The organism is Marinomonas transparens (assembly GCF_016463975.1).
Classification (GTDB): Bacteria; Pseudomonadota; Gammaproteobacteria; order Pseudomonadales; family Marinomonadaceae; genus Marinomonas; species Marinomonas transparens.
On record NZ_JAEMNX010000021.1, the window covers coordinates 36,993 to 54,391 of the forward strand.

Annotated in this window: 17 protein-coding genes; 11 read left to right on the top strand and 6 right to left on the bottom strand. The window is 42.3% G+C overall.

Features of this window, described 5'->3' with window-relative positions; genetic code table 11:
- Positions 1 to 29 precede the first annotated feature (29 nt).
- The 8 genes from I8J31_RS15785 (at position 30) to yfaE (ending at position 9,090) form a co-directional block, all read left to right on the top strand.
- On the top strand, positions 30 to 2,333 hold the full coding sequence (locus tag I8J31_RS15785; RefSeq protein WP_199469544.1) for a 7TMR-DISM family protein: 2,304 nt from the start codon (positions 30 to 32) through the stop codon (positions 2,331 to 2,333).
- A 43-nt stretch (positions 2,334 to 2,376) separates the two neighbouring features.
- Entirely contained in the window at positions 2,377 to 2,718 is a 342-nt protein-coding gene (locus tag I8J31_RS15790) for a histidine triad nucleotide-binding protein (RefSeq protein ID WP_199469545.1), read from the top strand.
- A 15-nt stretch (positions 2,719 to 2,733) separates the two neighbouring features.
- Complete coding sequence (coq7, locus tag I8J31_RS15795) at positions 2,734 to 3,366, top strand: 2-polyprenyl-3-methyl-6-methoxy-1,4-benzoquinone monooxygenase (RefSeq protein ID WP_199469546.1); 633 nt, start codon at positions 2,734 to 2,736, stop codon at positions 3,364 to 3,366.
- 2 nt (positions 3,367 to 3,368) lie between these two features.
- Complete coding sequence (gene pdxH, locus I8J31_RS15800; RefSeq protein WP_199469547.1) at positions 3,369 to 4,010, top strand: pyridoxamine 5'-phosphate oxidase; 642 nt, start codon at positions 3,369 to 3,371, stop codon at positions 4,008 to 4,010.
- A 167-nt stretch (positions 4,011 to 4,177) separates the two neighbouring features.
- A complete protein-coding gene (locus tag I8J31_RS15805; RefSeq protein WP_233402840.1) occupies positions 4,178 to 4,957 on the top strand; it encodes a heparan-alpha-glucosaminide N-acetyltransferase in 780 nt (259 codons plus the stop codon).
- A 314-nt stretch (positions 4,958 to 5,271) separates the two neighbouring features.
- The gene (gene nrdA, locus I8J31_RS15810; RefSeq protein ID WP_199469548.1) at positions 5,272 to 7,536 is read left to right on the top strand and encodes a class 1a ribonucleoside-diphosphate reductase subunit alpha; all 2,265 of its coding nucleotides are present in this window, start codon (positions 5,272 to 5,274) and stop codon (positions 7,534 to 7,536) included.
- Positions 7,537 to 7,673: 137 nt separating this feature from the next.
- Positions 7,674 to 8,807 (top strand): class Ia ribonucleoside-diphosphate reductase subunit beta, encoded by a 1,134-nt coding sequence (nrdB, locus tag I8J31_RS15815; protein ID WP_199469549.1) that lies wholly within the window; start codon positions 7,674 to 7,676, stop codon positions 8,805 to 8,807.
- The gene (yfaE, locus tag I8J31_RS15820) at positions 8,791 to 9,090 is read left to right on the top strand and encodes a class I ribonucleotide reductase maintenance protein YfaE (protein WP_199469607.1); all 300 of its coding nucleotides are present in this window, start codon (positions 8,791 to 8,793) and stop codon (positions 9,088 to 9,090) included. The genes nrdB and yfaE overlap by 17 nt, the downstream gene beginning before the upstream one ends.
- A 6-nt stretch (positions 9,091 to 9,096) precedes the next feature.
- On the opposite strand, the gene I8J31_RS15825 is transcribed toward yfaE, so the two are convergent.
- Positions 9,097 to 9,702 carry a CDP-alcohol phosphatidyltransferase family protein gene (locus I8J31_RS15825; RefSeq protein WP_199469550.1) on the bottom strand — a complete coding sequence of 202 codons (606 nt, stop codon included), beginning with the start codon at positions 9,700 to 9,702 and terminating at the stop codon, positions 9,097 to 9,099.
- A gap of 111 nt (positions 9,703 to 9,813) precedes the next feature.
- On the opposite strand from I8J31_RS15825, the gene I8J31_RS15830 reads away from it, so the two are divergent.
- On the top strand, positions 9,814 to 10,575 hold the full coding sequence (locus tag I8J31_RS15830; protein WP_199469551.1) for an alpha/beta fold hydrolase: 762 nt from the start codon (positions 9,814 to 9,816) through the stop codon (positions 10,573 to 10,575).
- A 23-nt stretch (positions 10,576 to 10,598) separates the two neighbouring features.
- Here I8J31_RS15830 and I8J31_RS15835 read toward each other — a convergent pair whose 3' ends face one another.
- Positions 10,599 to 11,471 (bottom strand): prephenate dehydratase, encoded by an 873-nt coding sequence (locus tag I8J31_RS15835; RefSeq protein ID WP_199469552.1) that lies wholly within the window; start codon positions 11,469 to 11,471, stop codon positions 10,599 to 10,601.
- Between the two features lie 100 nt (positions 11,472 to 11,571).
- Here I8J31_RS15835 and yidD point away from each other — a divergent pair, with 100 nt between their 5' ends.
- Positions 11,572 to 11,826 (top strand): membrane protein insertion efficiency factor YidD, encoded by a 255-nt coding sequence (gene yidD / locus I8J31_RS15840; RefSeq protein ID WP_199469608.1) that lies wholly within the window; start codon positions 11,572 to 11,574, stop codon positions 11,824 to 11,826.
- On the opposite strand, the gene I8J31_RS15845 is transcribed toward yidD, so the two are convergent.
- From I8J31_RS15845 to I8J31_RS15860, 4 genes are all read right to left on the bottom strand, one after another.
- Positions 11,819 to 12,469, bottom strand: a complete 651-nt coding sequence (locus I8J31_RS15845; protein WP_199469553.1) for a LuxR C-terminal-related transcriptional regulator — start codon at positions 12,467 to 12,469, stop codon at positions 11,819 to 11,821. The two genes, yidD and I8J31_RS15845, sit on opposite strands and share 8 nt — an antisense overlap.
- Positions 12,470 to 12,497: 28 nt before the next feature.
- Entirely contained in the window at positions 12,498 to 14,456 is a 1,959-nt protein-coding gene (gene acs / locus I8J31_RS15850) for an acetate--CoA ligase (protein WP_199469554.1), read from the bottom strand.
- Positions 14,457 to 14,587: 131 nt separating this feature from the next.
- Entirely contained in the window at positions 14,588 to 15,328 is a 741-nt protein-coding gene (locus I8J31_RS15855; RefSeq protein ID WP_199469555.1) for a class I SAM-dependent methyltransferase, read from the bottom strand.
- Between the two features lie 74 nt (positions 15,329 to 15,402).
- Positions 15,403 to 16,062 (bottom strand): HAD family hydrolase, encoded by a 660-nt coding sequence (locus tag I8J31_RS15860; protein ID WP_325101215.1) that lies wholly within the window; start codon positions 16,060 to 16,062, stop codon positions 15,403 to 15,405.
- Between the two features lie 244 nt (positions 16,063 to 16,306).
- Here I8J31_RS15860 and I8J31_RS15865 point away from each other — a divergent pair, with 244 nt between their 5' ends.
- Positions 16,307 to 17,335: a TAXI family TRAP transporter solute-binding subunit gene (locus tag I8J31_RS15865; protein WP_199469556.1), complete on the top strand. Its 1,029-nt coding sequence runs from the start codon at positions 16,307 to 16,309 to the stop codon at positions 17,333 to 17,335.
- Positions 17,336 to 17,399 lie beyond the last annotated feature (64 nt).

Genomic DNA, 17,399 nt, shown 5'->3' on the forward strand with positions numbered 1-17,399 from the left:
CTCACTTCTAATGGGTTTGGGCTAGTGTTTTGTTTTATCGACTAATTTTACTTTTTTTATTAACGACTTCCAATCTCGCATGGAGCGCAGATCGTATTGCCATTATCGATGATAGCAATAGTAGCTTTAATATTGGTCAAAGTGGCTTTTATCTTATTGATAACAAAAGCGAACTCTCATTTGATGCCGTCACTTCCGAAAAATATGCAAAACGCTTTCTTCCTATCAACAAGGATTTCTTACAGCTCGGAATAATACAAGGCAACATCTGGATACGTACCGAAATTGCGGTTAGAACCAGCCAAACTATGCCTGTATTACTCGAAGTTAATTCTCCTAGGCTTCAGTATCTAGATGTTTACTTACCCACTCTGTATCAAGATCAAATTCAAGCAAAGCTAGGAGAAGCTAGACCCTATTCAAACAGATTGATTGAAAATCCAAACTTCTTATTCCCTCTACCAAGCAATGCCCCACCTGTATTCACCATTTACATTAGGCTATCTTCTTATTTCCCCATTAACGCGGAAATATCGATAAAAACATTTTCCCAGTTGAGTGTTGATTCACAAAAAAGTTTTGCACTGACAGGGCTATTAATAGGAACCTTATTTGTACTTTTCCTAAGCAACGTGTTCTTCTTCATCAGAACATCTCACCCTATGTACTTACTCTATGGTGTCGTGATCATCGGTATTATCATGCTCCACCTTGCATTCCATGGCCGATTAGGACAATTTTTACCTAATGAACTTAATTTACAGGAACGAATCTACAACTTCACATCCCTTGCATGCACAGCAGCATTAGTGCTCTTTTCTAGACTCTACCTAAATTCAAAGCACTATTTTCCAAGATTCGATAAATTACTCATTGCTGTCGGCATAGCTGATATGTTGCTAGCATTCTTTTTCGCCTTAGCTCCTGACTTTTTCGACCCTCTATTTTTATCGAGCATCGCTTTTTTCTCTCTCATACTATTAACGATACTTGCCATCGCCGCCGCCATTAAATCCATTCCTTTTTCTGGTTATTACCTCATGGCTCGACTGTCACTATTTACTGGCTATACAATCTGGCTAATGGTGAATTATGGCATTATTGCCAATATGACTTGGTTACAATGGGGGCTAACAACAGCCATTCTGATAGAAGCTGTAACCCACTTCCTTGGTATGATCGCGCAAACAACACCGCCACGAAAAGGCTATCCAGAGACGATTAGTCATTACTCAAAAACCGAAAACATTGACCTACTCTCAGATCTATCAAGCCGTCTACGACGTCAAATCAATGTCATTAACGGTGGCTTATCCCATATCGAAAAAAACGCCCTGCCTCAGGACTCCGACCTACTACTAAAAAACAGCCTTGTTGCAACGAACAATTTAAAAAGTCTAACGGAACGAATCGATTACATTGGCAGCCTTAAAGACAGGCATGATATCGAACAAAAATTCCCTATTTTCTTAAATGATTTGATTGATAAAGCTTATGAAAATTTTCAAAGTCTGGACCAAGACAACACATTGATTGAACTGAATTTAAGTAAAACAGACCATGTTGAGATTCTACAAAATGCTGAGATCCTACAGCACCTTCTTCAAGTTATTATGCAAGAATTCAAACACTTTACCGATCAAGCACTAGCGATTGATATCAAACGACATGAACTATACCGAGACGGTCTTACCTATTTAGAAATCAACTGTCAGCCACTGCCTTCTCGTATCCATATTAATGAGGAAAGCTTCGACCTTGGTCTAAGCTATATTTCCCTATTAATACGTCACTTAGACGGAAAAGCAGATCTTTTATCAAACCACCAGCTGCGTCGTTTTAATATTCAAATACCAATACGCTCCCATATACGCCATCTAAAAAATGACGCGATGCAGCAAAACCATTACGAAATGATTGTGTTTGGACAAGAAGACCATGCTCTCCAACAAACGTTAAGTTTACTGCAAAACCGATCTAGTCGTATTGAGCATTTTACTAGCTTAGATGCCCTATTGAACTACTTAGAAAACCCAGAAAAACGTAGCTTAGGGGCTATGATTTTGATCTTTGATAACGGCGGCCATATACCACACATCACTCAACAAAAAGTTCGCCCTCTAATGCAAGTAGAAGATCAGTGCTTACTGGTTACTGAAAATGTTAAAATGTCACGGGATTATGCTAGAACGCTTGGCTTCGATGAGTTACTTGCTAGTTCAGAGATTAACGATAAGTTGGAATCCCTTCTATCTATGCTGATTCGTAAAGGTGATCGCTTAAAGAGTACATCAACCTTGTCGCGGATCAATCCTTTGCAGAAAGAACCTTGAAGCACTTTATCAAACCTTGAATAATACTCAATAAGGAAGCCGTATGGACTGTATATTTTGCAAACTGGTTAATGGTGATATTCCAGCTACCCTGTTATACGAAGATGATGATGTGATTGCCTTTGAAGATATTATGCCAGCTGCCCCCTCTCATTTTCTGGTGATCCCTAAGCGCCACATTAGCACCTTAAATGACCTCACGGATGAAGACGCACCAGTAGTCGGAAAACTACAAATAATCGCCGCTAAAGTAGCCAAGCAAAAAGGCATCAGTGAGGCAGGTTATCGAGTAGTCATGAACTGTAATGAAATGGGTGGTCAAACTGTCTACCATATCCACATGCACGTACTAGGCGGCCGCTCAATGACTTGGCCACCAGGTTAAACCTAAGGAAACAAAGTGATCTCTTTTATTGATAAAGCCATACTACAACTTGATCGGGCCTTACAAACACTAGTGCCCCATGCCGCCCAAGCATCACGCCCTTCTCCTGCAGATTCACTTGCAGGAGCAGAGTTAGATCAAGCAGAGCGCCAACATGCCTCAGGCTTGATGAGAATCAACCATACTGGAGAAGTGTGCGCCCAAGCACTGTATGCAGGGCAGGCAAGCACAGCTAAACTCGAATCCGTTAGAGAAGAAATGGAACATGCCGCTCAAGAAGAGATCGACCATTTAGTCTGGTGCGAACAACGCCTTTATGATTTGGGTAGTAAACCAAGCCTATTTAACCCTCTTTTTTATAGTGCATCTTTTATAATTGGTGCAGGCGCGGGCCTCATTAGCGATAAATTAAGTTTAGGCTTTGTGGCAGCAACAGAAGATCAGGTATGCGTACACCTTGAAAAACATATGATGGCTTTACCAATACAAGATGAAAAGAGCAAAGCCGTCTTAACTCAAATGCATATTGACGAAGCTAAGCATAAACAAGCTGCCTTAAATTCAGGCGGTTATGTGTTTCCAAAACCCATCATGTCAATCATGACTCAAGTATCTAAAGTCATGACCACAACCACTTACCGGATTTAATCATGAACCGAGACCTTCACTCTATCCGCCGAGACTATCAATTCGATGATCTTCTAGAAGACACTGCAGGACTAGACCCTTTAGCCTTGTTCGATACTTGGTTAGATAAAGCAATTGACTCTTGCCCCGATGATCCAACGGCTATGGTATTAAGCAGTGTCGATGCAGACGGTCAACCACACTCAAGAGTGGTGCTGTTAAAACAACGTAATGAGGCTGGCTTCTCCTTTTTCACTAATTACGATAGCGAAAAAGGCCAACAACTCGCCCTCAATAATAAAGCCAGCATGACCTTCTTTTGGCCCGCCCTATCTCGTCAAATCCGTATCGAAGGCAGAATAGAAAAAGTCTCTCGAGAGGTATCAACAAGCTATTTCGCCAGTCGTCCAAGAGCCAGTCAATTAGCGGCACGAACTTCAAAGCAAAGCGCTGAAATAGCCAGTCGTGACGTTTTAAAAGAGGCATTCGAGCAACAAGAGCAGGCTTTTGTAGATCAAGAAGTCCCCTGCCCAGACAACTGGGGCGGTTACCTTCTCAAGCCAAATTTCATTGAATTTTGGCAAGGGAGGCCAAGCCGTTTACATGACAGACTTTGTTATACCCAAAAAGAACATAACTGGATTAGAACCCGTAAAGCCCCTTAAGCATAGCTAAATAAAGTCTTATCGAGCCTAGTTGTTATGTAATAGGTTGCATAACAACTGCGTAAGATCAGGCTAATTCTTTCGCTCTTGATGCGACGCTTCCTAACAAACCATAAATACCCCCTAAAACAACGCTAGCATAACCCCTTGTTAGCTTGAGCTCGAAAATGAGTATCGGTATGATGGCCGAATATCCCTCTAATCATTCATTTCGAGCTCCAATGCCAATTATCGACAATGTCTCCACCAAAAAACGCAGTGCGTTCTTAGATGTTTATCGAGGCACTGCAGTTTTATTAATGATAGTGTTTCATTTTTGCTGGGATTTATTGAATTTTGGCTTTATGGACTACTCCATATACGACCCATTCTGGGTTGCATTTCGAAGCATCATTCTAACGCTTTTTTTAAGTGCCGTGGGCTGGTCTGCCTATCTCACTCTCGGCAGCTCAAAAAAACGCGCTTGGTGGCAACGTGATGCAAAACTTTTTTTTTCCGCTGTGGCAATCTCATTAGCCACCTACTTAGCCATCCCCGAACAATGGATCTATTTCGGCATACTGCATTTTATTTTTATTGCCTCACTGCTTGTTAGACCACTTGCCCACAAACCAATTTTATCGGCCTTAATTGGAGCCAGTATTCTAGTTATTTACCACACCAGCAGTTGGCTGCACTTCCCCCATGCCTTTACCACCATCAGTCAATACATCCATTTACCACAACGTACTTTGGACATTCTGTTTCCTTTTCCTTGGGTTGGCGTTGTTTTGATTGGTCCATTACTGGGTTATCTAAATTGGCATAAATGCCCCATTCCGAATCACTTTTTTATCAGAATAATGACCTTTATGGGGCGACATGCTTTACCTATCTACTTGATGCATCAAGTCTTTTTGTTTACTTTAGTGGCCTCTGTCAAAATGGTGCTAACACATTTCTCTTGATCCATTTTTGAGCATGCCAACTTATCGTTTTTTTACATAAAAAAACGAATTAAAAATTCCTTAAATAGGCATTCTGAACTTGCCTATTGTCAAGCTTACGCTTCTTAAGGCGAACAAAGTAAGTAACCACTTAGATACCTACTCCGAGCCTATTTTAGAGCGAAATTCAAGCCTTGATTTTCACCTAAATGCGCTCTATTGTTCGTTACATATTATCTGCCAACACACTATATGTAGTATGTTGATAGACAAACAAACACTAGATACAGTAAAAACACCTCTTTTCTTACAAAGCACGGACGGGAACTTAAGGCATGAGTACTCTCACAGTTACTAAGCGTAACGGTACGACCGAAAACATCAATCTTGAAAAGATTCATAAAGTCATTACTTGGGCCGCTGAAGGTCTCGACAATGTCTCTGTTTCCCAAGTTGAGTTAAAAGCACAAATTCAGTTTTTTGAAGGTATCCGAACTACCGACATACACGAGACCTTAATCAAATCTGCTGCTGATTTGATATCTGAAAACACACCAGATTACCAATACCTGTCTGCTCGTCTTGCCATCTTCCATTTACGCAAAAAAGCCTTTGGTGATTTTGAACCTCCTCACTTACATAAACATGTGCAAAACCTTGTTGAGCAGGGCCGTTATGATGAGCACTTGCTGAAAGATTATTCTGTTGAAGACTTTGACCAACTAAACAGCTTTATCGATCATTCCCGTGATATGAACTTCTCCTATGCGGCAGTAAAGCAGTTAGAAGGTAAATACTTGGTACAAAACCGAGTCACAGGTGAAATCTACGAAAGCCCTCAGTTTATTTATATCCTTGTTGCCGCTTGTTTGTTTGCCGGCTACGACAAAACCACCAGACTGGATCTTATCCGTCGTTTCTACGATGCGGCGTCTCAGTTCAAGCTGTCTTTGCCGACGCCTATCATGTCAGGTATCCGTACCCCAACACGCCAATTCAGTAGCTGTGTACTCATTGAATGTGGTGACTCTTTAGATTCGATTAACGCTACATCCAGCGCCATTGTTAAGTATGTGAGTCAACGTGCGGGAATCGGCGTGAATGCAGGAGCGATTCGAGCTTTAGGCAGCCCAATTCGCGGCGGAGAAGCCTTCCACACTGGCTGCATTCCATTCTACAAACACTTCCAAACAGCGGTAAAAAGTTGTTCTCAAGGTGGTGTCCGTGGTGGCGCTGCCACTGTTTTTTACCCAATATGGCACCTTGAAGTAGAAAGTCTGTTGGTACTTAAAAACAACCGTGGTGTTGAAGAAAACCGCGTTCGCCACCTAGATTACGGCGTACAATTTAACCGTTTGATGTATCAACGCTTGATTAAGGGCGGCAACATCACTCTCTTCAGCCCATCGGATGTTCCCGGCCTATACGATGCTTTCTTTGCCGACCAAGAAGAGTTTGATCGTTTATATACCTTGTATGAACAAGATGATTCTATTCGTAAGCAAACCATTAAAGCCTCCGAGCTTTTCACTTTGTTTGCTTCTGAACGCGCTAGCACAGGCCGCATCTACCTACAAAACGTCGATCACTGTAATACTCACAGTCCGTTTGACCCTGCGGTAGCCCCTGTCAAACAAAGCAACCTGTGCCTAGAGATTGCGCTTCCTACTAAGCCGTTAAACCGTGTTGACGATCCAGAAGGAGAAATCGCCCTTTGCACCCTGTCTGCCTTTAACCTTGGTGCTCTTGAAAGCCTAGATGAACTAGAAGAGTTATCCGAGCTAGTCGTTCGCGCCCTAGATGCTTTGCTAGATTATCAAAATTACCCAATTCCAGCCGCACAACGCGCAACAGAAATGCGTCGTACTCTAGGAGTCGGAGTAATCAACTACGCTTATTACCTAGCGAAGAATGGCGTGAAATACTCTGATGGTAGTGCTAACGCACTCACTCATAAAACCTTTGAAGCCATTCAATACTACTTATTGAAAGCCTCTAATAAACTGTCTAAAGAACTTGGACCTTGCTTGGCTTTCAATGAGACAACCTATTCAAAAGGCATCTTACCCATCGACTCTTATAAGAGCGAAATCGACAGTATAGTGTCTAATGAACTCTTCTTGGATTGGGAAACCCTACGTAGTGACATCGTTGAGCATGGCTTACGTAACTCAACGCTCACGGCCTTGATGCCATCTGAAACGTCCTCTCAGATTAGCAACGCAACTAACGGCATTGAACCTCCACGTGGTTTTGTTTCTGTTAAGGCCAGTAAAGACGGTATTTTAAAGCAAGTTGTGCCAGAGTTTGAACGTCTAAAAGACAACTACGAGCTACTTTGGACCATTCCATCTAATGATGGCTATCTACAGCTAGTCGGTATCATGCAAAAGTTTGTCGACCAAGCAATCTCTGCCAACACCAACTACGATCCACAAAAATTCGAATCACAAAAAGTCCCAATGAAAATTATTCTGAAGGATTTGCTAACGGCTTATAAGTTAGGTGTCAAAACACTTTACTACCACAACACCCGCGATGGTGCTGATGATAAGCAAGAAGACATGGACGATTGTGCTGGCGGCGCTTGTAAAATATAGCCAGCGGGTTATTTAAATAAAGCAAAGCCTCCTTCAAATGAGGCTTTGCTACGTTTAACCCTCTATTGAAAAACGATTAATACCTAAGACCTTCTCCCAAGAAGAATCTCTTACGCTTTTGAGGAATATCCTGAGAAATGAGTTACTCGACTTTTAACCGAAAACACTTCGATAGTACAAAAGAACCTATGTTCTTTGGTGAAAACGTCAACGTTGCTCGCTATGATCAGCAAAAGCACCCCATCTTTGAAAAACTGATCGAAAAACAATTGTCTTTTTTCTGGCGACCAGAAGAAGTTGACCTATCAACAGATCGTAAAGACTTCCAAAGATTAGAAGAACATGAACAACACATATTCTTAAGCAACCTAAAATACCAAACCCTACTAGACAGTGTGCAAGGCCGCTCACCAAACGTCGCCCTACTGCCTATTGTCTCTTTGCCTGAACTAGAGACCTGGATAGAAACCTGGTCTTTCAGCGAAACCATTCATAGTCGCTCTTATACTCATATTATTCGTAACATCGTCAACGACCCAACGGTCATTTTTGACGATATCGTCACCAACAAAGAAATTACCAAGCGGGCGGACAGTGTCTCTAAGTACTATGACCAACTGATTGAAATGGTCAATATTTACAACACTATGGGATTGGGCACTTTCAACATTCCAGGTAAAGGCGATATTGAAATTTCAATGAAAGCATTGAAAAAAGCCCTCTACCTCACAGTCGCTTCAGTCAATGTTTTAGAGGCCGTACGTTTTTACGTCAGTTTTGCTTGTAGTTTCGGTTTTGCAGAACGCACACTAATGGAAGGCAACGCCAAGATCATCAAACTGATTGCCCGTGATGAAGCCCTACACCTTACTGGCACTCAACATATGCTAAATCTAATGGCATCCGGCAAGGATGACCCTGAAATGGCTACGATTGCAGCAGAATGCAAAGAAAATATGCGTAACATCTTTATTGAAGCAGCCCAACAAGAGAAAGAATGGGCAACCTATCTGTTCAAAGATGGCTCAATGATAGGGCTAAACGCCGAAATCTTAGGTCAATATGTCGAATATATTACTAACGTACGTATGCAAGCCGTTGGGCTTGATACCCACTTCGAGACGAAACATAACCCAATTCCTTGGATTAATGCTTGGTTAGTCAGCGATAACGTACAGGTAGCGCCTCAAGAAGCCGAAATCAGTTCTTATCTAGTTGGACAAACTGATAATAGCTTGGATGACTCTGACTTTGATGACTTCGACCTCTAAACAGACCTCGCTGCAACGATCAGAGAAGGTTCATCGGGTACTGCTAGGTAAACAGCAAATCCTAGTGACTGAAGATGAACCCTTATTGGCTCAACTTGAGCGAGCTGGCATTCATGTTGAGTACCAGTGCCGTGAAGGCTACTGCTCTTCTTGCTCCATAAAATTATTATGGGGCCATGTGAGCTACCCTTCTGAACCTCTCGCGTGGGTACAAAGCGGTTACCTACTCGCCTGCTGCGCTATCGTAAAAAGCGACATTGAGATTGCCTTTTTTGCCAACTAACGGTTGCTAACTAAGTGTACGGTAACCCGCATAAATCCGGGTTGCCGTTGTTATCCAACAAATCCCTCCAAACACATAAGCTAAAAGCGAAAAGTGCTCAGGTATTAGGCAAATAACCACTAAAAACACAATCGTTTCTGTACCTTCTGCTAGTCCCCCCAAAAAATACAAGGACTTTTTACCGTACTCTAAACGTTCTATCTTTCGCTTTTCAGCCATAATGGCAAAAGCTAAAAAGCTACTACCTGTGCCCATAAAGGAGAAAATTAAAAAACTCGCTGCTAACGCATTCTGAGTAGAATCAGCTAAGGCAAAGCCAAAAATCACCGCCGAATAAAAAATAAAATCTAGCGTAATATCTAAATAGCCACCCAAATCCGTCGGTTCTTGAACCCTTGCCACTGCGCCATCTAGACCATCCATTAATCGGTTTATGACAATAAAGAAGAGCGCAAAACCATAACTCTGTTGAGCTAAAGCCGGTATGCAAAGCATGCCCAAGACAAAGCCAACAATCGTCACATGATTGGCCTTCACCCCTCTTTCATCTAGCTGTAAAGCCACTCTATGCAAGGGCTGCTTAAGATGTTTAATAAAGAACCGATCCAACATAATGAAACCTTTACCTAACAACGAAATGGATAAGCAGACTACTTTCTAACAAGACGAGAAACTAGCAACTTGTTACAATAGCCATCTACAATATTTACCAATAAGGTCATTATGATACACGCAAAGCAATATGGTTCCTCTGGCCCTAATCTTATTGTTATCCATGGTTTATTTGGTAATGCGGATAACTGGCACTCCATCGCCCAGACCTTAAGTAAAGACGTTACCGTCTATTGCATAGACCTTCCCAACCATGGCAAATCAGCCCCTATGATAAATGCCACTTACCCTAATATGGCAAATGCCATTCTTGAGTGGACAAAACAAGCTGGCATCACTCATTTTTCTCTTTTGGGTCATTCCATGGGTGGAAAGGTAGCCATGCAAATAGCAGCACAAGCGACAGATCAGGTTAGCAAACTTATTATTGCAGATATGTCACCTGTTGATTATCAAGCAAGTCACACTAAAATTTTTGAAGGTTTAAAAACCATTGATGAGGCAGATATTCAATCTCGCCAACAAGCGGATAGACTATTAAGCGAATACGAACCCAGCGCTCCCATTAGACAGTTTTTACTAAAAAACCTAGAGCGCAATGAACGAGGTTTTAAACTGGGCATTGCTCGAGAAAACATCGCGAATAGCTATCAAACTATCTTGAAGAAACCCGAAATCAACAAACCAATTAATACGCCGACACTTTTCATTAAAGGTGAAAACTCTGACTACATCATCGCAGATTATCAGCAAAGCATCATGAGCCTCTTCCCCAATGCCAGCTTCAAAATGATCCCCGATACAGGCCATTGGCTCCATGCTGAAAAACCCGTACCTTTTACCAGCCTAGTGAGACGTTTTTTAAACAAATAAGGCCCCTACCTAAAAGGATACACTCAGCCTTGCTGTAAGCGAAATTCATCCGCGTAATAGGTTCCCAACATGCGTACATCCTCAGAAAAGAAGCGCAACTCCTCCAATGCTCTCTGCATGGCTGGATCTTGAAAATGGGCTTCGACATCCACATAGAATTGTGTCGCAGTAAAATGGCCATTCACCATATAGCTTTCTAGTTTCAACATGTTGATACCATTTGTCGCAAAACCGCCCATTGCTTTATATAACGCCGCTGGAATATTACGCACACGAAACATAAAAGAAGTAATGTAAGTTGTGAACTCGTCATAAATCGGCATTTTTTGTTGCTGCGAAAAAACCAAAAAACGGGTGGTATTCCCTTCTCTGTCGTTAAAATGAGTTTTAAGAACATGTAAACCATAAAGTTCGGCGGCTAATTCCGATGAGATAACCGCCAATCCCGGTTCGTCGACTTCAGCAATGTGTTTTGCCGCACCAGCCGTGTCATACATATCCACACTTTTAGCCCCTAAAGCCTTAATATTTGTATCACATTGGGCCAGCGCTTGAGGATGGCTACCGACTCGAGTAACTTGATCTATCGTCATTGAATGTCTTGCTATCAAGCAATGATTTACTGGCTCAAAATGCTCTTTCACCACATACAATTGCGTGCGTCTTAACTCCCTATAAATTTCCTCAACTCGACCTGCGGTCGAGTTCTCAACGGGGATCATGGCGTAATAGGCGTCGCCCCTTTCCACCATCTGTAAAGCATCCACAAAGGTAGCACAGTGAACACTCATCAAATCAGGAAAGGTATGTTTACAAGCAAGGTGAGAATAAGCTCCAGGTTCGCCCTGGTAAGCAACAACTTGCGTCGCATCAAGAGTAAGGTGACGATCAGACATAAAATACGTTCTTTCTTAGGTTTTCTGTACAATACCAAATAGATACTATTTTATACACAAGAATGGCAGCACCCCATCGCTAACGAACAACTTTATTATGATGCAACGTTTTTTTATTTTACTCGTAAGAGGCTATCAGCTAATTATCAGTCCCTTGTTAGGTAATAACTGTCGATTTTATCCCAGCTGCTCTCAGTACATGATTCAAGCCATTGAACGCTTTGGGGTAATAAAGGGAGTTTATTTAGGCTTAAAAAGGCTGTCAAAGTGCCACCCTTGGCACGAGGGAGGAATGGATCCGGTTCCCCCTTGCCAATGTAATGAACACCGTTCAGAAAACGAAAAAACTAAGTAGAGGCCATCATTTGCAATTTCAACTCACTTGCTACTAATACTGCCTGTGTACGGTTATTAATCTCAAGTTTGCGAAATATAGCAGTAATGTGAGCCTTGACCGTTGCCTCAGAAATCGATAATTCATAAGCAATCTGCTTATTCAATAACCCTTCATGTAGATAACACAAAACCTTGTACTGTTGAGGCGTTAATTCCGCCACTCTATGCTGCATAGACAAGTCCGGTTTAGGGTGATTGGCAATTTCTGTTTTAAGACCTTCTGGCAACCAGATGTCGCCAGCAAGAATAGCGTTAATGGCTTGCACATAGGTAGCAGGTTCACTGGTTTTTGGAATAAAGCCCAATGCGCCAGCATCTATTACCTTGGCCACCATAACACTATCTTCACTGCCTGAAATAACGGCCACAGGCACATCTGGAAAGTCTTTACGTATTCGAATTAAACCATACAAGTCACCACTGCCCGGCATATTTAAATCCAGTAGTAGCAAATCAAGATCGTTAACGCTCTCTAAAGCTTGCAAAGTCGAATCTAGGTCATAAGCTTCAACTATCACAATACCGTTTATTTCAGACCGTAGTGCGCCACTTAGCGCACTACGGAATAAGGGATGATCATCTGCAATAACAAGTGAAATCATTGCCTATCCTTTAACAAGGTATAAGATGTCATACATTTAAACGGTTCTCGATCAAATCATCAACCACACTTGGATCCGCTAGTGTGCTTGTGTCCCCTAATTGATCATGTTCGTTAGCGGCAATTTTTCTCAAAATGCGGCGCATTATTTTACCGGAGCGCGTTTTTGGCAGACCTTTACTTGCCCATTGAATTAAGTCGGGTGTGGCAATAGGACCTATTTCTTGACGCACAAACTGCTTCAAAGATTTGGTCAGTTCTTCATCTGGTGTTACCCCAGCAATCGCACTGACATAAACATAAATCCCCTGCCCTTTAATATCGTGGGGATAACCAACAATGGCTGCTTCAGCGACAGAAGGGTGAGCCACCAGCGCACTTTCAATTTCAGCTGTGCCTAAACGGTGGCCAGAAACATTTAATACATCATCCATACGGCCAGTAATCCAGTAATGACCATCTGCATCCCGTGATGCCCCATCTCCGGTAAAGTACATACCATCAAAGGTGCTAAAATAAGTCTGTTCAAAACGCTCATGATCACCATATACAGTACGAGCTTGCCCCGGCCAAGAGTCGGTAATGACCAAGCCACCATCTACCTGTACCCCTTGAGCATCCAGTAACGTCCCTTGTGCATCAACCAGTGCTGGCTGCACACCGAATAAAGGCCCAGTACAAGACCCCGGCTTAATATCAGGCTGTACAATTCGTGGCGTCATCATCATGCCACCCGTCTCGGTTTGCCACCAAGTGTCGACAATCGGGCAAGAAGCATTACCTATTTTATTATAATACCAAGTCCAAGCCTCTGGATTGATTGGCTCTCCTACGCTGCCAAGTATACGTAATGAGTCACGCTTACTCGAACTGAAAGCTTCCTCACCTTTTGACATCAAAGCGCGAATAGCCGTTGGAGCGGTATACAAGATAGTGACGTTAAATTTATCCACTACGCGGCCAATTCGACCGGAGTCTGGAAAAGTCGGAACACCCTCAAATAAGATACTCGTCGTACAGTTAGCTAACGGACCATAAACCATATAGCTATGACCGGTGATCCAGCCTACATCAGCAGCACACCAGTACACATCATCAGGTTTTAGGTCAAACACCAACTCATGGGTCATAGCGGCATAAACTAAATAACCGCCTGTCGTATGAACGACGCCTTTTGGCTTACCAGTAGAGCCAGAAGTATAAAGAATAAAAAGCGGGTCTTCTGCCTTCATTGCTTGCGCAGGACATTCGGTACTTTCTTGCTTAGCAGCCGATTGCCAATCTAAATCTCGACCGTCAAACCAAGGCACATCTTTTTGTGTATAACGATACACCAAGACGGTTTCAACCGTAGGGCAAGCATTATTATCTAATGCCATATCAACATTATGCTTAAGAGGAATCGTATTACCCGCTCGGCGACCTTCATCCGCAGTAATAACTAATTTAACACCACAATCGTTAAGACGATCTGCAATAGCATGGGCCGAAAAACCGCCAAAAATCACAGAATGAATGGCACCAATACGAGCACAGGCCAACATGCTATAGACGGCTTGAGGAATCATTGGCATATAAATAGCGACTCGATCGCCTTTTTTAATACCTTGACGTTTCAATAGATTAGCCAAACGGCCAACTTCATCATGTAATGTTTGATAGGTAATGGCGACCTTTTCAGAGCTCTCTACATCGCCTTCACAGTAATAGGCAACTTTATTAGCAGAGGTTGCTAAATGACGGTCAATACAATTGTACGCCACATTAAGTTCACCATCTTCAAACCATTTAATACTGACATCCCCTCGCTGAAAGGAGGTATTTTTAACCTTGGTATAAGGTGTAAACCAATCTAAACGCAGCCCTTCTTTCCCCCAAAAAGTATCTGGATTTGTAATCGACTCTTGATAGCGTCTTTCAAACTCTTCTTGGCTTACATTTGCATTTTTTGCTGCCTCATTTGAGGTTGCGCTATATAACGATGTCATAACCCGCTCCATTGTTAAATTTATTATTAGGATACTGAAACAAGAGAACTTATTGCTACCTTCCCTCAATTAACTATCAGCGTTTTAAGCTCTTCAATCTATTCCACTTTAGTCTTAAAAAAAGAGAAGATTTAAACCACTCGACCTGCTTTCACAAAAAAAGGTAATCGAATGTCTCTCTTCTTAGTAGGCTCGGCCCAAACAGCACGAAGAATAGCATCCGCTTCGGATAGAAAGCCATCACCACAATCTTCTATGCGTAATTGAGAAGCAGACCAAGAGCGAATAAAATCAAGCATTTGGGTCAATGACCATGAGCAAGTTAGTTCAAAAGATGGCACTTCCAAAGGTGTAAAAGGAAACTTAATGTCTTTATAATCATTCCATAACAATGCATTTTGAGGAGGCCAATAATCCTTCAGATATGGCATGACCTGTTCAGTAATGGCTTTGTCTTCTAGCTCTCCAACCTCTAACCCGTTATAACCCCAGCAAACAAAAATACCGCCGGGTTTAAGTACTCGACAAACCTCTTGCCAAAATGCTTCTAAATCAAACCAGTGAATCGCATGAGCAACACAGATGACATCAAAATAATCATCTGGATACGGCGTATGCTCAGCAGGAGACACCTGATAATGAATTTTACGGTGAGGTGTTGCTTTTGCTATTTGAGATTCACAAATATCGGAAGCTTCTACTTTTTCAAAATAAGCAGCCAAGTCGACAGAAGCCTGACCCGTTCCACAACCACAATCCCACGCGACTCCGGGTGAACTTACCTGTTGGGATAACCAATAGTAAAGCTCAGCCGGATACGTCGGTCGCACCCGTGAATAGATATCTGCAAATTTTCCATCAGAAAAACTCATCTCACCTCCCTAGATTAAATAATATTACAGCCTTAAGACTGCGCACAGCTCCCTCTGTGTTATCACTATCCATACTAGCTCGATAACACCCCATATTCATCAAGCACAGTACGTGCTTCAACTATCCCTTTCACTCTATAGGCCTGCATACCCAGCTCATTGGCCGTATCAATATTCAACTGATTATCATCAATGAATAGTATCTGTTCAGGAGCAATCTGTAATTGATCTAAAACATGATCATAAATTGCTCTATCAGGTTTCACCAAACCGACCAAGTGAGAAGCGTAATAACTGTGAAAATGCCCAGCAAGTCCCATCTCATCCATCAAACGCTCCCAATGGGCGGCATTGGTATTCGACAATATCGCCCTGTGATACTCGGGTTTAACTGCAGAGACCAGCGCCAGCGCCCCCTCAAAAAGTCCCTTTGGCCAAGCTTTAAAAGAGGCTTTAAAGGCCTCTTTTGATAAATGACTACCGACCTCTTTGGGCAAACGCTCAGCAAATTCATCAAAGGAAATCTGCCCCGAATCAAATGCTGCCACGGTAGGAGAACGCAACCACTTACGCCAAACGTCTGATTCTTCCCCATGGGTATTCAGCATAGTATGCATTTCGGCAATACTCCCTAAATCCACCAAAACATTGCCTAAATCAAACAACACAACCCGGATATCATAATCCTGCTTCATCCAATCTTCTCCACCAGCCATAGGCAAAATCTTGCTCACCACAAAAACTTATCCATCAAAATAACACGTCAGTCATTGAATAGCGCTACCTTTGATAATGAGCAATTTTCTGCCTATAGGTATAAGCTAACCATCAGCAAAAAATAGCCCATTAGAGTAAATTAAAGACAGGAGGAGCATAAAAACAAAAAAATACCCTTTTAAATCATTAAGATATGATTATGGCACGAAATTAGCTATAAGATACATTGATCAAAAAACCTAATTAACGGAGAAAAATAATATGAAATTGGGATTTGTCACCAAAGCCATTCTTTCTAGCGCAACCGCTGCAGCTATTGCTTTATCAGCAACCAATGTAAGCGCTGCCGATAACCGTAACTACATTCTAGCAACCGCTTCTACTGGTGGTACTTATTACCCCGTTGGTGTTGCGATTGCCACATTAAGCAAAATTAAACTCGAACCTAAATTTGGCCTGTCATTATCCGCTATCAGTTCTGCGGGATCCGGTGAAAACATCAAATTACTACGCGAGAACCAAGCTCAATTCGCCATTCTACAAGGCCTATATGGTGCTTGGGCATGGAATGGTGAAGGTCCACTTAAGAGCTCTGGGAAACAAACTGAACTACGCTCTATTTCCATGTTATGGCAGAACGTAGAACACTTTGTGCTTAAGTCTGATCTCGCTAAAACAGGAACCGTTGCTGATTTAAAAGGCTTAGAAGGCAGCGGTAATAAGTTCTCGATTGGTAAAAAGAACTCAGGAACAGAAGGTTCTGGTCGCCAACTTCTTAATGGCTTAAAGATTACCCCGGATAAATTCAACCTTGCTTACATGGGCTATGGAGCCAGCGCAGATGCGATGCAAAATGGTAATATTGATGGCATGAACACACCAGCAGGCGTTCCTGTTAGTGCGGTTACTCGCCTCTATGCTTCCATGGGCGATAAAGTGACCGTTCTGGATTTAACGGATAAGCAAATGAAAGACGCTAATGGCGGCTACAATTTGTGGACTCGTTATGTGATTCCAGCCAATACCTACCCAGGTCAAACAAAAGCAATCAATACCATCGCTCAACCTAACTTCCTAGCGGCTCGCGCAGACCTTTCTGATGAAGACGTTTACCAGCTAACAAAATCCATTTATGAGAACCTAGGGTATTTAAGCGCGATTCATAAAGCGACAGCAGTGATGTCTATTGAAAAAGCCATTGCTGGCCTTCCAGTACCACTGCACCCAGGTGCTGCTAAATACTATCGTGAGCAAGGCATTGAAATCCCAGCTCGCTTAATAGCAAAGTAACTAGCTACCGCGCTAAAAAGCACCGTACTGATATTACGGTGCTTTTTTACTGCTTTCATCTCAC